16 protein-coding genes are annotated in these 21,092 nt (G+C 57.0%); 7 read left to right on the top strand and 9 right to left on the bottom strand.

What is annotated here, in order from left to right; genetic code table 11:
• The gene (locus tag FHX16_RS20245) at positions 1 to 3,996 is read right to left on the bottom strand and encodes a PAS domain S-box protein (RefSeq protein WP_259129983.1); all 3,996 of its coding nucleotides are present in this window, start codon (positions 3,994 to 3,996) and stop codon (positions 1 to 3) included.
• A gap of 263 nt (positions 3,997 to 4,259) precedes the next feature.
• On the bottom strand, positions 4,260 to 5,753 hold the full coding sequence (locus tag FHX16_RS20240; protein ID WP_259129981.1) for a murein L,D-transpeptidase: 1,494 nt from the start codon (positions 5,751 to 5,753) through the stop codon (positions 4,260 to 4,262).
• Positions 5,754 to 6,824: 1,071 nt separating this feature from the next.
• Between FHX16_RS20240 and FHX16_RS20235 the strand changes: the two genes are divergently transcribed.
• From FHX16_RS20235 to FHX16_RS20215, 5 genes are all read left to right on the top strand, one after another.
• Positions 6,825 to 7,058, top strand: coding sequence for a DUF6894 family protein (locus FHX16_RS20235; RefSeq protein WP_183756679.1), 234 nt, complete (start codon positions 6,825 to 6,827; stop codon positions 7,056 to 7,058).
• A 189-nt stretch (positions 7,059 to 7,247) separates the two neighbouring features.
• Entirely contained in the window at positions 7,248 to 7,400 is a 153-nt protein-coding gene (locus FHX16_RS20230; protein WP_259129976.1) for a hypothetical protein, read from the top strand.
• Positions 7,401 to 7,564: 164 nt separating this feature from the next.
• Positions 7,565 to 8,065 (top strand): ferritin-like domain-containing protein, encoded by a 501-nt coding sequence (locus tag FHX16_RS20225; protein WP_183756678.1) that lies wholly within the window; start codon positions 7,565 to 7,567, stop codon positions 8,063 to 8,065.
• Between the two features lie 74 nt (positions 8,066 to 8,139).
• Entirely contained in the window at positions 8,140 to 10,299 is a 2,160-nt protein-coding gene (gene catE, locus FHX16_RS20220; RefSeq protein ID WP_259129972.1) for a catalase C, read from the top strand.
• A 155-nt stretch (positions 10,300 to 10,454) separates the two neighbouring features.
• A complete protein-coding gene (locus FHX16_RS20215; protein WP_183756676.1) occupies positions 10,455 to 10,979 on the top strand; it encodes a DUF2934 domain-containing protein in 525 nt (174 codons plus the stop codon).
• 252 nt (positions 10,980 to 11,231) lie between these two features.
• Here FHX16_RS20215 and FHX16_RS20205 read toward each other — a convergent pair whose 3' ends face one another.
• From FHX16_RS20205 to FHX16_RS20180, 6 genes are all read right to left on the bottom strand, one after another.
• Positions 11,232 to 12,971, bottom strand: a complete 1,740-nt coding sequence (locus FHX16_RS20205; RefSeq protein ID WP_259129969.1) for a GAF domain-containing protein — start codon at positions 12,969 to 12,971, stop codon at positions 11,232 to 11,234.
• A 449-nt stretch (positions 12,972 to 13,420) separates the two neighbouring features.
• Entirely contained in the window at positions 13,421 to 13,681 is a 261-nt protein-coding gene (locus FHX16_RS20200) for a hypothetical protein (protein WP_183756674.1), read from the bottom strand.
• Positions 13,682 to 13,899: 218 nt separating this feature from the next.
• On the bottom strand, positions 13,900 to 14,298 hold the full coding sequence (locus FHX16_RS20195; protein WP_183864262.1) for a DUF1398 domain-containing protein: 399 nt from the start codon (positions 14,296 to 14,298) through the stop codon (positions 13,900 to 13,902).
• A 41-nt stretch (positions 14,299 to 14,339) separates the two neighbouring features.
• Entirely contained in the window at positions 14,340 to 14,750 is a 411-nt protein-coding gene (locus FHX16_RS20190) for a MarR family winged helix-turn-helix transcriptional regulator (RefSeq protein ID WP_246712727.1), read from the bottom strand.
• A 227-nt stretch (positions 14,751 to 14,977) separates the two neighbouring features.
• Positions 14,978 to 15,259 (bottom strand): hypothetical protein, encoded by a 282-nt coding sequence (locus FHX16_RS20185; RefSeq protein ID WP_183756672.1) that lies wholly within the window; start codon positions 15,257 to 15,259, stop codon positions 14,978 to 14,980.
• Between the two features lie 158 nt (positions 15,260 to 15,417).
• A complete protein-coding gene (locus FHX16_RS20180) occupies positions 15,418 to 15,618 on the bottom strand; it encodes a hypothetical protein (protein ID WP_259129966.1) in 201 nt (66 codons plus the stop codon).
• A gap of 474 nt (positions 15,619 to 16,092) precedes the next feature.
• Between FHX16_RS20180 and FHX16_RS20175 the strand changes: the two genes are divergently transcribed.
• Entirely contained in the window at positions 16,093 to 17,628 is a 1,536-nt protein-coding gene (locus tag FHX16_RS20175) for a sensor histidine kinase (RefSeq protein ID WP_259129964.1), read from the top strand.
• Positions 17,629 to 17,821: 193 nt separating this feature from the next.
• Here FHX16_RS20175 and FHX16_RS20170 read toward each other — a convergent pair whose 3' ends face one another.
• On the bottom strand, positions 17,822 to 19,594 hold the full coding sequence (locus FHX16_RS20170) for an adenylate/guanylate cyclase domain-containing protein (protein ID WP_259129963.1): 1,773 nt from the start codon (positions 19,592 to 19,594) through the stop codon (positions 17,822 to 17,824).
• A gap of 1,125 nt (positions 19,595 to 20,719) precedes the next feature.
• Between FHX16_RS20170 and FHX16_RS20160 the strand changes: the two genes are divergently transcribed.
• Positions 20,720 to 21,022, top strand: coding sequence for a hypothetical protein (locus FHX16_RS20160; RefSeq protein WP_259129961.1), 303 nt, complete (start codon positions 20,720 to 20,722; stop codon positions 21,020 to 21,022).
• The last annotated feature ends 70 nt before the right edge of the window (positions 21,023 to 21,092 follow it).

Raw genomic sequence — 21,092 nt, 5'->3', positions numbered from 1 at the left:
TCAACCGGCCAGGCTCAAGGCCTTTTCGAGGTCTTCTGTCCTGTAAGGCTTCAGAAGTAGGGCGGTTCTGGACGCGTCCTCCATTTCGGGAGTGCGATTGGATCCTGTTGCAAAGACAATGCCGAGGCCCGGCCAACGCTTGCGCACCTCCCTGCAAAAGTCGTGTCCTGACATCCCGGGCAGCCCAAGATCGGTTACCAGTATGTCCGGAACGCTTTTTTCGAGCAGCGCCAAAGCCTCTTCGGCCGACCCCGCTTCCAACACCTCGCAGCCAAGTTCCGTGAGCATGTCAGCCGCGGCCATCTGTATGAGCATCTCGTCTTCAACAAGGAGTACACGCCTTGGCCGTTCCTCGGTGCGAGCTTTGGGTTCGAGTTGCGCCGATTCGACGGGGATCTTTCGCTCCAGCGCTGCCCTCGCCTGCTTTTCGTTGTTGAGGACGTGACGGATCTTCCGGGCAAGTGCTTCGCGGGTGTAGGGTTTTGATAAAAGTTGCACGCCGGGATCCAGGCGGCCGCCATGGACAATGGAATTCTCGGTATAGCCTGACGTAAACAGCACTGCGAGATGTGACAACCGCTCCTTCGCCTTGCGTGCCATTTCGCTGCTTTTCAATGGCCCCGGCATGACGACGTCTGTAAACAACATATCGATATGAACGCCACTTTCGATGATGGACAGCGCGGCAGCAGCGTCAGGAGCCTTGAGGACTCGATAGCCGAGATCCTGCAGCATCTCGACAACCGTCATACGCACGCCTTCGTCGTCCTCGGCGACGAGAATGGTTTCAGGGCCGCCTTCAACTGGCAGATCCATATTTCCGACCTCAAGATCCTCCTGCTGCATTGAACGGGGCAGATAGATCTTTACCGTGGTCCCATGACCAGGTTCGCTATAGATCTTGACGTGACCGCCTGTCTGCCTGACGAAACCGTAGACCATGGAGAGCCCGAGGCCTGTTCCTTTTCCTTCCGGCTTCGTCGAGAAAAACGGCTCAAACACCTTCTCGACCAGTTCGGGCGACATTCCGGTGCCCGTATCGGTGACAGACAAGGAAACATATTGCCCGGGCTCTACATCCTGGTGCTGTCTCGCATAAATGTCGTCAATGAAAGTATTCCCCGCCTCAATCGTCAGCTTTCCGAAGCCATCCATGGCGTCACGGGCATTGATAGCAAGATTGAGGACAGCGTTCTCGATCTGCATGGGATCAATGAGCGTATTCCAAAGTCCTCCGGAAATAATCGTCTCGACTTCTATCCCCTCTCCAATCGTTCGACGAAGCATTTCGTCCATCGCACGAATAAGCCGTCCGACGTTGACGACCCGAGGATCGAGGGCCTGCCGGCGTCCGAAGGCCAGAAGCTGCGACGCGAGCTTGGACCCTCGGTCAACCCCGGCCAGTGCGTTCGCAATCTTGGTTTGCGCCTTGTCGTTTCCGGCTGTGTCCTTGGCAAGCAGCTGCAGGTTTCCTCCCACGATCTGGAGAAGGTTGTTGAAGTCGTGTGCAACACCTCCCGTCAGGTTTCCGATCGCTTCCATTTTTTGCGCCTGCTGAAGCGCGAGCTCGGTTTTTCTGAGAGCTGCGGCGGCTTCCCGCTCGTCCGTTACGTCGCGTCCGACGGCATGAATGAAGGTCTCGTCCGGCACCGCGGTCCACGAAATGATACGGTAGCTGCCATCCCGTGCCCGATACCGGTTCTCGAAGGAAAACGTGGTTGCACCTTTGCCCAGCCTTGCGACCTCTTTGAGCGTCCCCGCCCGGTCATCCGGGTGAACCAGATCCACGAAGGGTATGCCTACAAGGTCTTGCTCGTCCCAGGCGAAGATCGTCTTCCAGGCGGGGTTGACCGCCGTTATCCTTGCATCGAAATCAGCGACGAGCATGATATCGGTGGACAGGCGCCACATCCGATCCCTGTCTGCGGTACGCTCAGCGACACGTTGCTCGAGCGTCTCATTGAGTGCCTCCAGCTTTGCGCGTGTCTCACGCTGTTCCTCGATATCCGTATTGGTTCCGATCCAGCGGACGACCCGTCCCTCCTCATCACTTGTTGGGACGGCGCGGACAATGTGCCAGCGATAGTTTCCGTCAGCCCGGCGCAAACGGAATTCGGTTTCGTATGGCTGCCCCGATTTGAGCGAGGCCTGCCAGACACTCAGGACACCAGGAAGATCCTCGGGGTGGACGATCTTCGTCCACTGGTCGTTGTCCAGATCCCCCTGCAAAGTTCCGGCATATTCGTAGACCCGTTCATTGAACCAATCGAGCTGGCCATCGGGTCTTGCCGTCCACACGTGGTTCGGAATGGCTTGGGCAAGCGCCCTGAACCTGGCTTCACTTTCCCTCAGGTCGCGCTGAGCCTTTCGCCGATCTGTAACATCCTGCACGACCCCCACGAAACGGACTGGCACGCCGTCCGCATTTCGTTCAAATTCGCCGCGCCGGGCAATGAACCGCTTCTGTCCGGTGTCTGCGCGACGAATGCGGTACTCGACGTTCAAGGGAGAGTCTCCGACACTGCGTGTCCTCTCATTGGACGCTGTTTCCCGGTCTTCCTCGAGAACAAGCTTTTCAACCTGCTCGATCGAGACATCCTTGTCTTCGGGCAATCCGTAAATCTTGCAGAATTCCGGCGTCGCACTGAGCACATTTGTGATGAGGTCGAGCGAGAAAACGCCGACGCCTCCAGCTTCCTGCGCACGTCTCAATCCCGCTTCCGTATCCTTCAGAGCCTGAGCCGCCAGGTGTTCCTCTGTCCTGTCACGCAAGACTTTGACGAGACCCACAGGCCGGCCTTGCTCGTCGCGAATAACACTGATCTCGCCATTCGCCCAGAAACGTTCGCCGGATTTTCGAACGTGCCATCGATCATGATGGGCGCTACCATCTTTGAGCGCGGCGTCCATGGCCTCACGCGCCTTGCCTGCGTCTCGGTCTTCCGGCGTGAACAACATGTCCCAGTGGACTGCAACAGTCTCCTCTTCCGTCCAACCGAAAATCCGCCTTGCGCCTTCGTTCCAGCGAAGAATCCGACCATTCAAATCCAATGCGAGAATTGCATAATCGATCGCTCCGTCCAGAATCTGGCGAGACTGCCGCTCGCTCGCGCGTAAGGCTTCTTCCGCAGTCACGCGGTCGGTCACGTCGGTACCCTGAGCGAAGATCCCGACGATCGCTCCGTCAGCATCGAGTACAGGCTGGTAGACGAGGTCAACATATTTCCGTTCGACGTTCGATTGAGCGGACGGTTGAAAATCAACGGCCAGAGCCTGCCCCTCATAGGCAACGCCTGTTTGGTAGACCTTGTCGAGGAGCTCGAAATACCCCTGCCCCCTGAGATCAGGGAGCGCATCCCTGGCCGTCTTTCCGACAATGTCGCGGTGCCCAACCAGTTGCTGGTAGGCAGCGTTGGTTAACTCGAACACGTGCTCTGGACCCCGCATCATCGCGATGAAGCCGGGGGCCTGCTCGAACATCCGCCGCAACCGGTCCTGCTCGCCGTGGCGCCACCGCTCGGCCATGACTTTCGCCGTCGTCTCCACAACAATCGCCATGACCCCGCACGGCCTGCCGTCCTCGTCCATGATCGGCGAGTAGTCGAGATTCATGAAGACCTGTTCCGGCCTCCCCTGCCTGTGTAGCGTCAGTTCCTGGTCCTGATAGGCAAGAGTTCCGCCGGCCAGCCCGACATTCATGACATTATCGTTGAAGTCGGCAATCTCGGCCCAGCCCTCACGCACCTTGGAGCCGAGCAACTGGGGATGGCGGCCTCCCGCAAACACGGAATAGGCGTCGTTGTAAATCATGATCCCGTCAGTTCCCCACAGAGTGACAATGGGAACGGGGGATTGAAGAATGGTACTCGTAGTCACCTTGACGGCTTGCGGCCAGCCCGACGGCGGTCCTAGCGACGTCTTTTCCCACTCGAAATTACGGATCAGGTTGGCAAGCTCGCCACCATGAGCAAGAAAATCAAAATCGTCAGCTATCATTGAAACCACAGTCGTTTTTCGCGACTTATGTAGTCGGAACATTCCGTTCGGGAAGTGCCCAGCAAGCCGAAAAATCAGTTTTGTTCGATGTGGTACAGGCCCCGAGCAACCATTACAACCCCGGCAAGGCGCTTGGCCACAAGCAGCACACGCTATGATTGCTGCAATATCGCAGGCAGCCCAAGGAAGGGTGTGCAGGGAACAGCGAGCGGTGCGCTGTCTCGATCGCAGAACCATCTAGTCCAGCTGCTGTAGTCCTTCTCTTACGGCTGAGCACGACTGGCGCTTGTTGCGGCAATCGCAGCCAACGTCTGCGCATCGCGACCATAAATGTCATCGAAGTAGTGAATGACGCCGTCGGCGGTCGGCCATGCCGTGAAATAGGAAACATAGACAGGAATTTCCTCAGGCACCGGCATGTCTTTCTTCTCGCCGCCGGCAATTTCCTGATCAACAAATTCCACGGAGGTCTGCAGGACGGCGGCGGCCATGGCGCGAGGATTTTCCAGTCGAACGCACCCATGACTGAACATGCGATCCTGCGACGCAAACTTTCCTCGTGCCGGCGTGTCATGCATGTAGATGTCATGAGGATTGGGGAAAAGGATCTTGAGTTGGCCAAGAGCATTGTCCGGCCCTGGTGGCTGGACAACCGAGATGTTCTCCAGCGGTTGGGCCCAGTCGACCTTTGCAGAAGACATCTCCTTCCCCTTCACGGCTACCTTATAGCCCTCTCGGTCCAGATAGGACGGGTCGCGCTTCAAGTGCGGCAGCATTTCATTTCGAATGATAGATTGCGGGACACCCCAATCAGGATTGAATTGCACGGTCTTTATCGTGGCATCGAAGAAGTTTGTCTGGTGGTCTTGTTGGCCGATGACCGCTTTCATTGACAGTGCCAATTCGCCTCGGTCGTAATAGTAGGCCATGTAAGCAGGCTGGTTGATGAATACGTACTTTTCGGGAAATTCCTGCGGGAGCCATCGCATTTCCTCCATTGCCACGATGACCTTGTTGACGCTCGCGGATGCATCGCCTTCTCCCGATGTGCGTAGCCAGTGAAGTTCAGCGGCAAGCTGAGCGAATTTTGGGTTGCTCGGCATCAAGCGGTCAAAAATCCCCATCAGGTCGGGCGTCTTGGACAGCTGATAGAGGGTAGCCCTGAGATCGACCTGTTTGCGTTTGAAGTCGTAGTAGTTGGACAATTTGTTCGGATCGATCCGACCGCGAAAATTGTCCTGAAGGAACATCAGAAGCTTCTCTGACAGGGATGCTTCAAACAGGGCTACCGATCTGGCATAGTCTGAGGAATTCCTGGGGGCGCCTTGAAATGACAAGGCAACCTCATAGTCGGCCGGATTTAGTCCCCAATCGCCAGCCTGCTTCAACAGGCTGATTGCCTGAGCGGCTTTTGCGTTCGGACCCCTGCCGTCAACCCAGATCAGTTTCGCTTTTTGGTCGCTGTAATAGGCCTCGACAGCATCGGCTATGTCGCTATTCATATCTTTCGAAAGGCCGCCCATCTCCTGCAGAACCCTCGCTTGATTGTTCCCGACGGCAAACAGCGTCGTGAGTGGGCCGGCGCCGTTACGCGGGGAAATGTGGGCCGGACGGCGCGCTGGGACGGTGTACGGAATGGTCGAAATGACTTCTTTCGACAGGACGGGCTGAGGCTCTGCACGGAGGTCTCCCACAGCGGAAGCAAGAGCCATCGCACTGACAAGGGCAACCCATTTGGTCGTTTTTTTTCGGATCATCTACTTCCTTGAACCTCAAGTGCGACGCAGGCGCCGGAAAGCCGGACTACAACGCCACATTTGGGCAGAAGATAGGCGCGGCGACTTGGCCCCCATCTTGCAGCCCCGACGATCTTCGATCCATTTTACGGACACCGGCATTCCGGTGTTGCTGATAGACAAATGAAGGCGCCATATCTTCGAACTCTCAGCCGCGCTGGGAACTGCATCGGCGATCGTTCAAGAAGCCTCTGCCGGCTTAAAGTCGAACACGTAAAAGCCACGGCTTCCTACCATCATATATTTAGATATCCTCATAAAAAGATGATTGAAATGGTAAGCAGGATCAGAAGAACCCTTACCGTGTAGAAACGCACGCATGCGTTCGAAGGTACAAACAGGTTTGTCATGGAACAGCGGAACAGGAGCGGCGCCAGTGCGAGGAAAGACCGCACGACTGCGAAAACTTCGAATGGCGGCCACCGCGGGCGCATCGCGCAAGGCATCCGGCCCAACTTCTCAATGACGAACTGTGAGCCGATTCGGTTTCGAAAGGCGCGATTGAGCTCGAGTCTTCAACTGGAACTCGTGCAATGGTTCTGAGTTTGCCTCCGGAAACGGAGCCCGAGCCATGACAGACAAGCCAATCCCGATTCTGCCAAGCTTCCACCGAAGTCGTTGAACGAGGATACCCAAGGCGACGAGCTTCCCGACATCAATCGTTATAAGCAGCGCAAGCCGCCCGTCAGGATAAAATGCTCGAAACCGATGATGGCGTAACCGACACGGATCCCGAGACAGTCCGGGCGGAGACCATGGATCCCATTCCGCCGCCCCAATTCTCCAACCCCGAGTAAGTCCTCGTGACCGAACGCAAGAATTACCGCAATACCGATGAACTGACGTCTGAGGACCTTGAGCCGAGAATCGTGACCAGCGCAGTGGAAGCGATCTATGAGAGGAAAAGACACCCGCTGCAGCCGGACCCCATCTTCCCGAGTTGCGATCGAGGCGCTTTCTTCCACTCGCTGACTGAACGGTCGGAACAACGACCAGAGTTTGGGGGTTTCCTGCTCTAGGTGGAGGTCCAAGATGCTGTATTACTTCAACCTTTGCTCCGACGACGGAATTGATCTCGATCAGCAAGGCTTAGACTTACCAACATTGGACGATGCGAGACGGGAAGCAAACCGTGCTGCGAGAGAAATGGTCGCCGAACTTGTTCTCGAGGATCGCAAGATCGACGGCATGCGCTTCGAAATCGCGGACCACGCTGGCAACCGGGTGGAGACAATTTATTTTCGTGACGTGATCCGGTTTGAGTAAGGACGCAAAGCCAGATCGCGCTCAATTCGTTGCCCGATTGATCGAGTTATCCAGGGAACCTTCCGTTCTCCTATTTGTTGTTTTTACCGGGCACACGCAAAGCGAAAATGGACGACAACACAAACATTTCTTACCACCATCAACTCGATTTGACTCCACGCGCTCCCAGCCAGGTCGAGAAGCCTCAGCGTGGTTCGGCCTGACAACGATGCCCGGCGCGTTTACCTCGATCGTGTAAGAGCCTTCGACAACCGCGAGCAGCCGGTCGGGGCATGGAAAACCTTCTTCGGAGAAACGAAGAAGTCGAAGGAACTCGCCAAACGACTGGCCACTCATGCTTAGTGTGAGCAGGCCGGACGAATTTCGTCACTTGGCAAGAACGCGCTACAGCACCGGGTCCTCGCTCCAAAAAGATGCCTCCGGCATGAAAAGGATTCGTGCCATGTGGAACAATCGGCGCAGGTCAAAGTTTAATCGCGCTACCATTAAAGTGAAAGGACCACAGCATGGCAACGACGAAAACCCTTGACGATCTTTTTCTCGATACCCTCAAGGACATCTACTACGCCGAAAAGCAGATCTTGAAAGCCCTGCCTAAGATGGCCCGTGCGGCGCAGTCGGAAGAAGGCAGGGCAGGATTTCTGCAGCATCGCGATGAAACGCAGGGCCAGATTGATCGTCTTGAGCAGGTATTCGAGATTATCGGCAAGCCTGCCCGGGGAAAGACTTGCGAAGCGATCCAGGGTATCATCGCAGAAGGCGAGGAAATCATGGAAGAGTTCAAAGGATCGCCTGCTCTCGACGCCGGTCTCATCTCCTCCGCGCAGGCGGTCGAACATTACGAAATTGCGCGTTACGGCACCCTGATTGCTTGGGCGAGCCAGCTTGGTCTCAAGAACGCCATCCCGCTTCTGCAGACCAGCCTCAAGGAAGAGGAAGCAACCGACCAGAAGCTGACCCAGCTCGCCAAGGCGTCTGCGAACCCCAAGGGCACGAAAGCCGCCTGATCCAAATCGCGATCACTCGGGAAGGTCGTTCAGACGAGCGGCCCTCCTTTGCCTTTCACCAATCGGAGGGAACCATGGCCAAGAAGCCATCGGCATCGCCAACGTCATCCAAGAAAACCACCGTCTCCGACAATGTCACGATTCATGACCAGAAGATCCACCGCGGCGTCGGTGGTGAACTGCATCAATTTTCGGAGGACGGTCATGATATCCTGACTACCGCTCAGGGGTCGCCCGTCGCCGATGACCACAATACGCTGCGCGTCGGGGCTCGCGGACCTGCTGTTCTTGAAGACTTTCATTTTCGCGAGAAAATTTTTCATTTCGATCATGAACGCATTCCGGAGCGCGTTGTGCATGCCCGTGGCTATGGCGCCCATGGCTTTTTCGAAACATACGAGCCTCTCACCGATCTTACCCGCGCCGACATTTTCCAACGCGCCGGCGAGAAGACCCCCGCTTTCGTGCGTTTTTCGACTGTTGCAGGAAACAAGGGCTCGTTTGATCTTGCGCGCGACGTCCGCGGCTTTGCGGTAAAGATGTACACGAAGGAGGGCAATTGGGACCTCGTCGGCAACAACATTCCTGTCTTCTTCATCCAGGATGCGATCAGGTTCCCGGATCTCGTCCACGCTGCCAAACAAGAGCCAGATCGGGCATTTCCGCAGGCACAGACCGCTCACGACAATTTCTGGGACTTCATCAGCCTCACGCCGGAGAGCATGCACATGATCATGTGGATCATGTCGGATCGTGCGATCCCAAGGTCCTTCCGGTTCATGGAAGGGTTCGGCGTTCATACGTTCCGTTTCATCAATGCCAATGATCAATCGACATTCGTCAAGTTCCATTGGAAGCCGAAGCTCGGCCTTCAGTCGGTCGCCTGGAATGAGGCTGTCAAGATAAACGGGGCGGACCCGGACTACCACCGCCGCGATCTCTGGCAATCGATCCAGGCGGGCAGTTTCCCCGAATGGGAACTGTGCGCCCAGCTTTTCGATCAGGATTTCGCGGATAATTTTGATTTCGACATCCTTGATGCGACGAAAATCATTCCTGAGGAGGTTTTACCGGTCAGACCGATTGGTCGACTGGTGCTCGACCGGATGCCCGATAATTTCTTCGCCGAGACCGAACAGGTCGCATTCATGACGCAGAACGTGCCTCCTGGTATTGGCTTCAGCAACGATCCCCTGCTGCAAGGTCGAAATTTTTCCTACCTCGACACGCAACTCAAGCGGCTCGGCGGGCCGAACTTCACGCATTTGCCGATCAATGCCCCGAAGTGCCCCTTCCACACCTTCCAGCAGGATGGCCACATGGCCATGCGTAACCCGGTTGGACGTGTGAATTATCAGCCAAACTCGTTCAATCAGGGTCCGCGAGAATCCCCGCTGCAGGGCTATCGCCATTTTCCAGCCGAAGAACAGGGATCGATGGTCAGGCTTCGGTCAGAGAGTTTTGCGGATCACTATAGCCAGGCGCGCCAGTTTTTCATCAGTCAGACGCCACCTGAGCAGCGACACATTGCCATGGCTCTGACGTTCGAGTTGAGCAAGGTAGAGACACTGGCAATCCGAGAACGGATGGTTTCGCATCTGATGAACATCGACGATACGCTTGCCACAACGGTTGCGGAAAAGCTCGGTTTTCAGTCAATGCCCACACCCGCGGAGGCGGCGGTCCCAACCCGTCAGGATCTCGAGCCGTCGCCAGCGCTGAGCATTGTGGAACGTGGTCCGAAACGCTTCGAAGGCCGCAAGCTTGGTATTCTTGTCACCGACGGTGTAGATGCCAAGCTTCTGAAGGCTCTTAGCAAAGCTGTCACCACGGAGAAAGCAGTCTTTGAAATCATCGCACCAAAAGTGGGAGGCGTGACGGCTTCAGACGGAAGCTGGGTGGAGGCGCACCACATGATCGACGGCGGACCGTCCGTGCTCTTCGATGCCGTGGCACTGCTGACTGCACATCAGGCCATGGACGATCTCGTCAATGAAGCCACTGCCCGAGACTTCGTTGCTGATGCATTTCAGCATTGCAAGTTCATAGGCTACGACCAGTCGGCTCTCCCCTTGCTTGAGAAAGCGGGAATCTCTGGCGCGCTTGACGAAGGCACCATCGCCCTGCCGGGCGACAAGAGCGTGTCGGACTTCGTGCAGGAGATCGGTAAGCTGCGCGTTTGGGCTCGCGAACCCGCTGTGAAGCTCGGCAAGGCGTCTTCGCCGATCGTTTGAGCGGAAGGCGCGGCCTTGCAGCCGCGCCTCCAAAGCCCCTTGTCCCCAGAACAACCAAGCGGCCACACCACTTCTTTGCTCGCTGTTTTTGATTTTTTTTGTGCAACGGAACCGGCTCCCGCCTGCGGCGTTCGCCTTCCCAAAAGAGGCAGCACATGGATCAGGAAGCATACAACTGGATCAGCAGGCGCGCTCACGCCCTGTGGCAAGGCGAAGGATGCCCGCACGGGCGCGACCGCGATCACTGGTCACAAGCCGTGGCGGAATGGGGGACACTCGGCCAAGGCAATTCGGCGCAAACAATTGAGACGACTGTCAAAAAGGTTCTCGTGGTCGATGATGAGCCGCTGATTCGTTTTGCGGCGGTGGACGCCCTCGAGGCAGAGGGCTTCGATGTGCTGGAAGCGGGAAGCGCAGATGAGGCGTTGGTCATTCTTCAAAGCAACGAGATCGACGCAGTCTTTACCGACGTCAACATGCCTGGCTCTACGGACGGCCTTGGCTTGGTGAGCCGAGTGCGGGCACAGTTTCCCCGGACGCGGGTTATCGTAACATCCGGGCACGTCCGACTTGGCGCCTTTGACCTCGCGAGCGGCGTCTCCTTCATTTCGAAACCATATGCGCATGACGCGCTGATCGGGATGCTTCGGGCCCATGTTGATCGACCAGGCAACCGTTGATTCTCGGAGGTTTAAATGAAATGGCAGGGACGTCGTCAGTCTGACAATATCGAGGACCGGCGCGACGAGGGTGAGACTTGTGGCAACGGCCCGGTCGCGCTGGAGGCCTCAGCCTCCAGTCGGCCGTCGCGGTGGCGGGCTCTGCATCGGTACCATCATCTTCCTGGTGGTGGTCTATCTTGTCTTAAAGGCCGTGGGCGTGGATCATGATTATACGCACTGCGGGGACCGTAGCATCAGTTGTCGTCGAGCCTAGGGATCCATCACGAGCATCGGCATACGGAAGGTGAAACGCGTTTCGATTTCGTCGGAGAAAACATCGATCTGCCCTCCATGGGCTTTTGCGATCTGCGACGAAATATAAAGGCCGAGACCAAGCCCATGGGCAGGCGCCATCCCATCGGCGCCGGTGAAGGGCATGAACAGTCTGTCGATCCGATCTTTAGGAATCGGCCGACCTCCATTCGAAACGCAAACTTCAATTGCACCCTCAGCCGTAATTCCGGTGATGACAATCGGTTTGTCGGCGGATCCGTGCGTGACGGCGTTCGAAACCAGGTTCGAAAACATCTGCGCAATCCTAGGGTGGTCCGCAACGACCGGCGACGAAAAATTGAACGACGCTGAGATATGCCTTTCCGGATGCGCCACCTGAAGCTCGCCCACGACATGCTGCAGCGTATCGGTCAGATCACCATGGAAAACTGTCAGGGTTATTCCACCTCCAAGCCGTGCCCTGGCCAGATCCATAAGATTATCGACCAGCCCTGCCATCCTCGATATGCTCGATTTCATGAGCTTCAGGATAGCTGGGGTTCGGTTGGTCCATCCTTCCTGAAGCATGCGGCTTGCGCCTGCGTCGACGGCGGCGAGCGGATTGCGCAGATCGTGTCCAAGTATCGCGATGAACTGCTCGCGAAGCTCGGCAAGCTCCCGCTCACGTTCAAGAGATTCTTGCGCGGCCTGCAACCTTTCGCCGGCGTCGAGATGGTGCGCAATCAGTTCGGCAAAGAGCTTGAATGTTCCAATCACCATTGGGTCGTTGACCTTGGCCGGACTGGAGTCGATTGCGCAAAGCGTACCGAAGAACGTTCCGTTCGCCAATATGATCGGCATCGAGATATAGCTCCGCAGCCCGTAGATCTGCGGCGTATGGTGGTCGCGGTAACGTGGGTCAACCTCGGCGTCATCAAATACGATAGGCTGGCGGTGATCACGGATTTCGTTGCAGAGCGTTGTTTCTACTGGCAGCTCATCGCCTGGCTTGAGGCCGAAACCGACGTGATCCAGAGCCTGACAGGTGATCCATTTCGTCTCGGTAACCCGTGCCACGGCGGCAAACCCCATGCCAGTCATGCGCAGCACGATATCGAGGATAATCGGAACGGCATCGATACTGCCGACGAATTCGATATCCCTTGCGAAATCATCGACGAACTGTTGGCGGCCAGCCAGATCGGTGCCTTTCGCGTTCACCAGTTGATCCGAAAGGGACGCGATAAAGTCGACATTCTCGATAGCTGCCGCGGCGGCTTCTGCGAGTGCTTCGAGCGTCTCGATCTCCCACCGCGAGGGAGTGTATGCCTGCGACCAGTAGGCGCCAATCGCGCCGATAGGATCGCTCGGGCGAACAGGAGCCATTGCGAGTGCCCGGACAAAGGTGCCGGCATAGAGCTCGATTGGAATGCGGTCATCCTGGGCAATATCGGGGACAACAACTGTCTGGCGATTGATCATTGCCCAACCAGAGATACATGCGATCGCGGGGAATTTCTGCCCCTTCCAGAGTGGCTCGATCGCATCCTCCTCCACATAGCGGCAAAGGTCCCCTTCCCGTCGGATGACCGTAATGCCGTCGCAGCCAACCAGAGAGCGCGCCGTTCTGCGAATTGTCTCGATGACCTCTTTCACTGAACGTGCACGCGCGATCGCCGTCGTTGCTCTGGTCAAGCTCCCCAATGGAGTTTGAAAGATCTGGTCGTTAAGGGCCATATTTTCCTCCTCCAAGCCTGATGGATGACGAATCCCAACATTCCTTCTTCTACTGGATCAAAACAAAACGTGTTGATGGCCGCCTGTGGAATCAACATTGGCGTCAGAAGCTGGCGCCAATTTCCGAGTGAAAATAACACGCTTGAGATAAATGCCGCATGAACCAGTTATGTCTTCTAGCGTACCAACTCCTGGCGGAAAAGTTGATTAATGTCATCGAGAAGTGAACCCCTGCCTCGCCGATCAGCTACGGTCCTTGTCGTGGAGGACGAACCGCTCCTGCGCCTTGCGATCGTGGCGATCTCCAGGATGAGGGCTTTACCGTCCTCGAGGCTTCGGGCGCCGCCGCGGCGATAGGCATCATCGAAAATCATCCCGAGATCACGCTGCTGTTTACCGATATCGACATCAACTGACGAGCGTGGCCTGAGGCCGGCATCCCTGGCGCTTCAGTTAAGCACCGGGCCGCGCTCGAGAAGCGTATGGCCACAACGGATGATGCCTGCCTGGACAGGCACGACATCAATCAGTGCGGCGATTGCAAATTCGTGCCGCTGGCCCCCAGCCTGAACAAGGACTTTACCGTTCGACAGAATGACTTCGTTGGCGACAATATTTCTTTCCTGCCCATTGTCTGAGACTGCCACGATGAACATGTTTGTAGTGCCTTTTCCCAATTGTCCGGAAAACCCTGCATAGAATTTCAGCATCAGGTTATCGAAAGGTTAGCAATTTTTTCTTTCGATTGCTTTCTCGTACAAATCACCAAAAAAGATCTACTAAAATGACTCTTATATAAACGCCGGCAGATACTTTATGCCTGCTCATATAGTAGGAATTTAGACGTTGCGTCCTCCCCCACACCCATGCGCCTGGGCTTGTGCGTCATGACCCACGGCAACGAGGGCATTCCGGCACCCCAACTGCGTCAGCTTGGAAAAAATTCGATGTGAGTTTCAGCCGTGCGACCAAAATAGACGACCCTGCGCCCCAGGAAGGATACGAGATAGCCAGCACAACCGGCTGCCTTTGCCTGCTCTGAGAAGGCCTTGTAGCTATAGTCCGGTCCATTGGCCTGCGCCCAACGGACGAGTCGCTCGATCCGGGCCGGGTCAAACCGCGCTGCAACAGGACCCGACGAATCCATGTCAAGGGTCAGGCTGTCCCCGTCCGGCAGATAGAAGGACTGACAGTGGCGCCGGTAATCCACCGCATAGCCTTCGAAGCCGACGTCGATGAGTTTGCCAACGATATCCGGGAAACTGAGGTCGCCGTCATGCGCCGCCTTGAGGCAGGTCCGTGCAACAGAAATCTGTTCCGCATCCATGGCAGCTCTCCTGTTCGTTGATAGATTGGTCTGTCCGGCCCCTACTTCACCGGTACGGTCTTCAGTCCTCGTCTCTGGACGAGTGATTTCAAAATCTCATCAAGCGCGACACGCTCCTGCCCGGTTAACACGTCGAAATACTCTGCGTCGTTTTGATCCGCCAGAGCCGCCAGGCGCGGAACCTTTTCACGTCCCGCCACAGTCAGGACCAAGCTGTGGGCGCGCCGATCCCGATCATTCCCGATGCGGTCGATGAAGGCTTTTGTCGCGAGGCGATCAGCGAGCTTGCTGACCGTGCCTTTGGTCATGTGCATTTTCTCTGCCAGGACTGACGGAGAGATTGGCCCCTCATCATAGAGCGAACGCATGAGTACCCACTCGGCGACCGTTACGTCCTCCACGGCAAGGCGTCGAGCGAACCCGTGTGAAACGGCATTGGATATCATTCTCATCCAATAGCCTGTATGGGAGGTAAGGTCAGATACCATTGAGCGGCAACCAATTCGTTGACTAGGAAACTAGACGAATTCGTTTCGTAGTCAACCAATGTTTTCGCATGATCGATGGGCATTGGAAAAGCAGCGCGTCGTCGACCGCCCACGGCGCCGGGAACGCCATCTGGGTTGGCTCGGGTTCCGAGAGCGTTGCCCCGAGATCCTGGACCCGCCGGGGCACGGGCCTAGTTGAGAAGAGTCTCGGGCTTCGATCTGTTGGAAAACTGGTGCATCAGCATAATACCCTGCTCAAGAAGCAATTCTGCGGCCGCCATCTCTCGGGGTGCGAGATCTCCGGATAAACCGCGAATGGTGTTTGCCAAGCAGGTGGAGTTGGCAACGAAACGTGCATCACCGTTTTCCTCTGCCTCACTTGCCGTCGCCTCGAGCGCGCTGGCGACCGCTTCCAGCAAGCTGGAACGTTCAACCCGCGTCATCTCGTCCAATGTCTTCGAAATGATGTTCACGATGCCTCCTTACGTGCAGCCCGATTGCCGGGTCGCGGCGTTTTTTCCAAGGTGAAGTCAACTGATTACTCCGCAAATAATGGTTGCGGCACGAAGACACAAATCATACCAGTCAAGCGTCGGATGCATGGGTTGAACCGCGACATCCCCTGCAAATGCTACATGTCGCGGCTGGTGCGCGCTTTCAACTCTCCCGATCGATAAATGTACCTGTGGCCTGTCTCGTGATCAGGATGGGAAATCTCGATCTCGATAGCTTCGGCAAGGGAAAGGGCCTGCTTTGCGTTCATGATCCCCAGGGCCAGACGCTCGCCTTTCGAAGTGACCGCAACCTCGACCAAATTTGTCCTCGACGTCATCTTTTACTCCTTGTCGACTCTAATCAACAACGGTCGAGGAGTCGTCCGGTTCCGAGGAGATGGGAACGTATAGGGAACCTAACCGGCTAAGCGGGACCGGTCCTGAATGCCGATGGACGACGTCCATGCGCCCTCCTCGGCCGAAGTCCCTCGCTCGCCCGACGTTACACGGAAATCCGGCCTGATTGACCCGCCGGATGGTCTGGACATCCCAGATAACGCACAGAAGAGAGATCGGGCCCCTCAGCTTCCCGCGTCTTGGTCAAAAACCGTACAAACGATAAGAGATTATTTACAACCCGCCCTATGTTTCTGAATTGGCGAGGATTTCGTGTTCTCCTGCCGGCCTCGCGCCGCCTTGAAAGCTCCTCGTTTCCAGGGAAGTCACGACGCTGACCGCAAACCCCGTTGCGCCGAACGCCTAGCACGTTACAACATTCTTCCCGCCTCCATGTGGTGAGCAAGACAGGATTGATGACGAAGCGCGACAAAGCTGAGACTTCACTGGGAAAGGCATCAGTTGCGATCATCGTTTTGATGTTCTTTGCCCTGCTTGGCGTTTTGTCTGTCTGGCTGGTAACGAGTTATCGAACGACCGTCCATCGCGGCGACGAACGCATCATCGCGGCGTCGAAGATTGTGGCGGCGAATGCCATATGGATGAATTCGCTGGCACGGGAAACGCTGCACCGGATCGATGATAGTCTTGGAGCAAACATTCCAGTGCCGGGCCCCGAGCGAGTCCACGACCTGAACGCGGCTGTCGCGGATCTGCCCTCGCAGGTGACCGCTTATGTGCTTGGACCGGACGGGCGGACACTGTTTTCCAACGACCCCAACCTCCGCAAGGTCGATATCACCGACCGGGACTACTTCGTGCGACTTCGCAACGGGGCGGATGACTACACGTCCGCTTTGATCCAGAGCCGTCTTTCCGGTCGCCAGATCTTCGTTTTCAGCCGCAGACTGGAGCGCAATGGCATGTTTGCCGGCGCGGCCGTCATTGCTTTTGATGCGAGCATCCTGAAGCCGGTGTGGGACGCCGTGGCGCTGGGAAAAAACTCGACAGTGAGCCTGATCCGGCGCGACGGGCAGCTTGTCGCACGCCATCCGGAACCTGACGGGCCGGTCAACATGAAGGACTATGTGCTCTTCACCGACTACATGAAAAAATCGACGACAGGCGTCTACCGCGCGCGCTCCCCGGTGGATGACCAGGACCGGCTGGTCGCCTATCGAATAATCGAACGCACCCCCTTCGTGGCTATTGCGTCCGCAGATATGGCGCTGATCATGCAGCCCTTTTGGAATGACGTGGAGATCGCGATCGCCATGATCATTCTGGCCGTCATCGGCGCGCTTGCTGCAGCTTACTGGATACGCGGCCTCATTCGCGTCGATGCGGTGCACGTATTGGAACTCGCGGACGCAGTGAAGGCGAACGAGATGTTGATGCGAGAAATCCACCACCGCGTCAAAAACAATCTCCAGACTGTTATAGCACTCATTCGCATGCAGGGGTTCGAGCCCGAAGCTGTCAGCAAGGTCAATGAACGGATCTCCGCGATGTCGGCAGTGCATGAGCAAATGTACGGGTTTGACCAATTCGCGGGAGTGGCGGCTCGTGATTTCGTACCGGGATTTGTCGGGAAGCTTGTCAACATGCACGCCCTCAACATTGAAACGACGTTTGATGTTGATGATTTTGTTGTCGCCGCCGACAAGGCTACCCCGCTCGCCCTGCTTCTCAACGAACTCGTTGCCAACAGCATGAAATATGCGTTCAGGGGCCGGCAGGCTGGGCGAATTCACGTGGGGCTGAAGGTTCTCGACAATGAGGTCTGCCAACTGGTCGTCTCCGATAACGGCATCGGTTACGGTGGACAGACGAAAAAACCAGGCATGGGAACGCGGCTGATCGCTGCCTTCGTCAAACAGCTCAAAGGATCGTTTGAATATACCAGATCCAACGGCACCCATTTTGTTGCGAGCCTGCACCTCATCAAGTGACGTCGGCTGTGCAGCACGCGTCTGATCATTGTAGCGCCCTGTCTTCAAGCCAAATCCTTTCGACGGCCATCGCGGGGCCGGCTCATTGATGACGCTATCACGCGCCTGAACAGGACGCGGGACAGATATGCGCGAGAGACTGGCCGATTGGCGGAGCCGCATGAAAGCTGGCGACGATCCCGGGCGATGACAATCAGTCGGTGAGGCCAGCCTTGCGCAAGCCGTCGACAATGCGCTCGAAATCGGCAGGGTTTTTGTAGGGTAGCACTTTTCGCCTGTGCTCCAGGGAATAATCGGGATTGATCCGGAACACTTCCTCCCACTCCCCGCGCGCTTCCGCGAAGCGGCCCAGGTGACCATAGCTCGCCGCCAGCAACACGCGTGAGATGTCGGTGAATGGATTGCGGACAAGCCGTCGCTTCAGGATGGCAACGGCCTCCTCGTACCTGCCCAGCTGGAACATTGCCTGTGCGTGGAAGTGCAGGAAGATGTCCGGATAATATGGATTTAGGGCCATTGCCCGCTCGAAACAAACGAGGGCTTCGTCGGGCCTGCCCGCATAGTGAAGCGCGTTCCCGAGGCTCTCGTGACCCTCGACAAGGTTGGGAGCAAGCGCGATCGCGCATTCAGCCTCCCGGATGGCCACGTCAAGCCGTCGCAGGTACAAATTGACGACGCCCATCGCCCAATGGGCGTACGGATATCGATCGTCGATCGCCACCGCCTGCGTCGCAGATCCGGACGCCTGTTCCAGCGATCTCAACGGCGATTCGCTCCACTGGTTGACGTAGGCGAGCGCGTGCGCGACGGCGAGGAACGCGTGGGCCGGGGCGAATTTTGGGTCCAGATCAATGGCGCGTTGCAACAATTGGCGGCCCTGAATGTTCTGCTCTCTCGTCAGTCGCCACATCTGTTCACGCCCCCGGAGGAAGAAGTCATAAGCCTCCAGATTTTGGGTCTGCTCGGTTGCGAGCCGCTGCTGATTCCCGGCCGTGAGCTTGACTTGCAGAGCACCGACGATCTGCTGGGTGACGTCATCCTGCACCGCGAAGATATCGCTGAGGTCGCGGTCGAAACGCTCAGCCCAATGGTGGCCGCCAGTGATCGCATTGATGAGCTGCGCGGTGATCCTCACCGTATTGCCTGATTTGCGCACGCTCCCTTCCAGCACGTAGCGCACATTGAGGCTGTGGCCCACCTCCTGCACGTTCACGTTCCGGCCCTTGAACGTAAACGACGAGTTGCGAGCGATGACGAACAACTGCGACAGCTTCGACAAAGCGGTGATGATATCTTCGGAGATGCCGTCGGCGAAGTACTCCTGCTCGGCATCGCCGCTCATGTTGACGAAGGGCAGGACGGCAATCGAGAGCTCGGGTGGCAATGGGGCCGGCGCACGAGCAACAGCGCCGGCGGTCACTGCTGGCTTTGCCTCCGCGGCCGCGCCGATCTGGAGCGAATAGATCCGGATTGGCTCGGCTATGTTCTTTAGATGCGTGTTGCCGAGATCGCTGACGGAGAGATCGAGCCTCGCCCTGACCTGGCGATAGGCGTCTTCGGACAGGCAAACGGCTCCGGGGGCAGCGATACCCTCCAGACGCGAGGCAATGTTGACGCCGTCGCCCATCAGGTCACCATCGCTTTCCTCCACTACATCTCCCAGATGGATGCCAATCCGGAACTCGATGCGCCGATCCTGCTGAACGCCGGCATTGCGCTCGACCATGCCGTTCTGCACCTCGATGGCGCAGCGCACGGCATCGACAACGCTGCGGAATTCAACCAGCGCTCCGTCTCCGGTGCGCTTGATGACACGGCCGTGGTGCACGGCGATGGTTGGATCGATGAGGTCGCTGCGCAGTGCCCGCAACCTTGCAAGGGTGCGATCTTCGTCCTCGCTGGCGAGCCGGCTGTATCCGACTACGTCCGCGGCCAGAATTGCGGCGAGCTTGCGGTTCTCACTCATGAGCCGTCCCTCATTTCCACGATAGCAGGAAGACAGAGTTAGGGGAACTTCTGCACGGAGCGATCTCGGCTGAGATGAAATTCTCCGGTGGATGCAACCTGCAGCGTGTTCGCCGCGATGTTTTCTTTCGGGCAACGGCAAAGATTCCCCGCAGAAGGCGCGAAGTTCTCTGCCCCACCTGACGCTTGTGACCGGCGAGGAATTTTCACGACCAAGCATTGGCCCTTAGCGCCAACAAATCGATACCTTGTCTGCCTGGTGACGCCGAGCTCGGCGCAAAGGTCGGCGGCCTTCGCCTTAGGCCCAGGGCAGCCCGGACGAGGCGCAGTTTTTCGCCGGCGTCATAAAAAGCGCCCGCCGTTCGACCGCGGGCGGTGCGGCATGAATCCAACCATCAAGCTCTACAATGCGGTCTCGGGCCGATAAGGACTCTTTCATAGAGATCAGCGCCGCGGCCGCAAGCGACGCGGTTCATGTCCTCGACGCACTGATGGAATGCTGGTCTCGCCGTTACCGGGCCCCATGTCGATGCCCACGGTGTCAGCGATCCGGTCTTCGCATGCTGCCATGCACTCGGTCTCACCTGCAGGCCCGCCGACTCAGGCCTGTTTCCTTCCCAATTGAGTGATCAGTCTGCGAAGCAACCCCCCAGGCAAGCCCCGACATGATTTCGCTTACGCCTCATGTGCCGGGGCGACAGTCCAATACCGTTTCGGCTGAGGCGTGCTTCTATCCTTGCGGGCCACGGCCGTTCCTCCAGGCCCTCGTCGGTGGACTGAGCGACGCCGGCATCGATCGAAAGCATATCCTGTTCGGACCCACGGATGAACAGATTTCGGCGTGAATTTCAAAAGGATGGAAGTTGCTCGAGTGCCCGGAGTGCCTTGTTTCCCTGGCGTGCAGGATGCCCCCATTCTTTCCGAGGCCACCCGGCTTTCGTTCGGTCTTTGACCGATATACCGCTGCCGATCTTGTTCGCAGAAAGGCGGATCTCAGGGTCTTGCTCGCATCCTGATTACCCATCTCAGACAAACGCTCGGGACCGGCTCCTGAGGGCGACGAACGGGGTTAAAGTGATCCATAGCTTTCCCTGTCTCGTAGAATGCGGTTTGCGGGAGAAAAGGCGTGGAATCTCCAAAACATCAGAGTGTACGTGAGTTTCACGACCTTTCGCTGGAACAGCGGAAGGTCGTGGTAGCCGAAGCCCGTGATCGCATGCGGGAGCTGTCACGCAACATGCGGAGCATTGGCAGAAACGATATCGTTGAACTTCTCGACAAGATTTGTGAGGGCCTTCACGTCGCGAGTTTTCTGTCCGATCCCGATGGTGCTGGATTGTTGCAACGTGCACTGACTATGATGGACGCGGTCGAAACCGAGATCGCCGCTGTGGCGGCCGCGGCAGGCAAGTGCACAACGAGGCATTGAAGTGAACAACCTGCTCAGCGAAGGGTGCTCTTACGTTTTTTTTAAGCCTTGCTAAGGACGCAGCGTGCTG

The organism is Rhizobium sp. BK661, from assembly GCF_024808825.1.
Lineage (GTDB): Bacteria > Pseudomonadota > Alphaproteobacteria > Rhizobiales > Rhizobiaceae > Rhizobium.
This window is presented reverse-complemented; position numbering and strand designations above follow the sequence as displayed.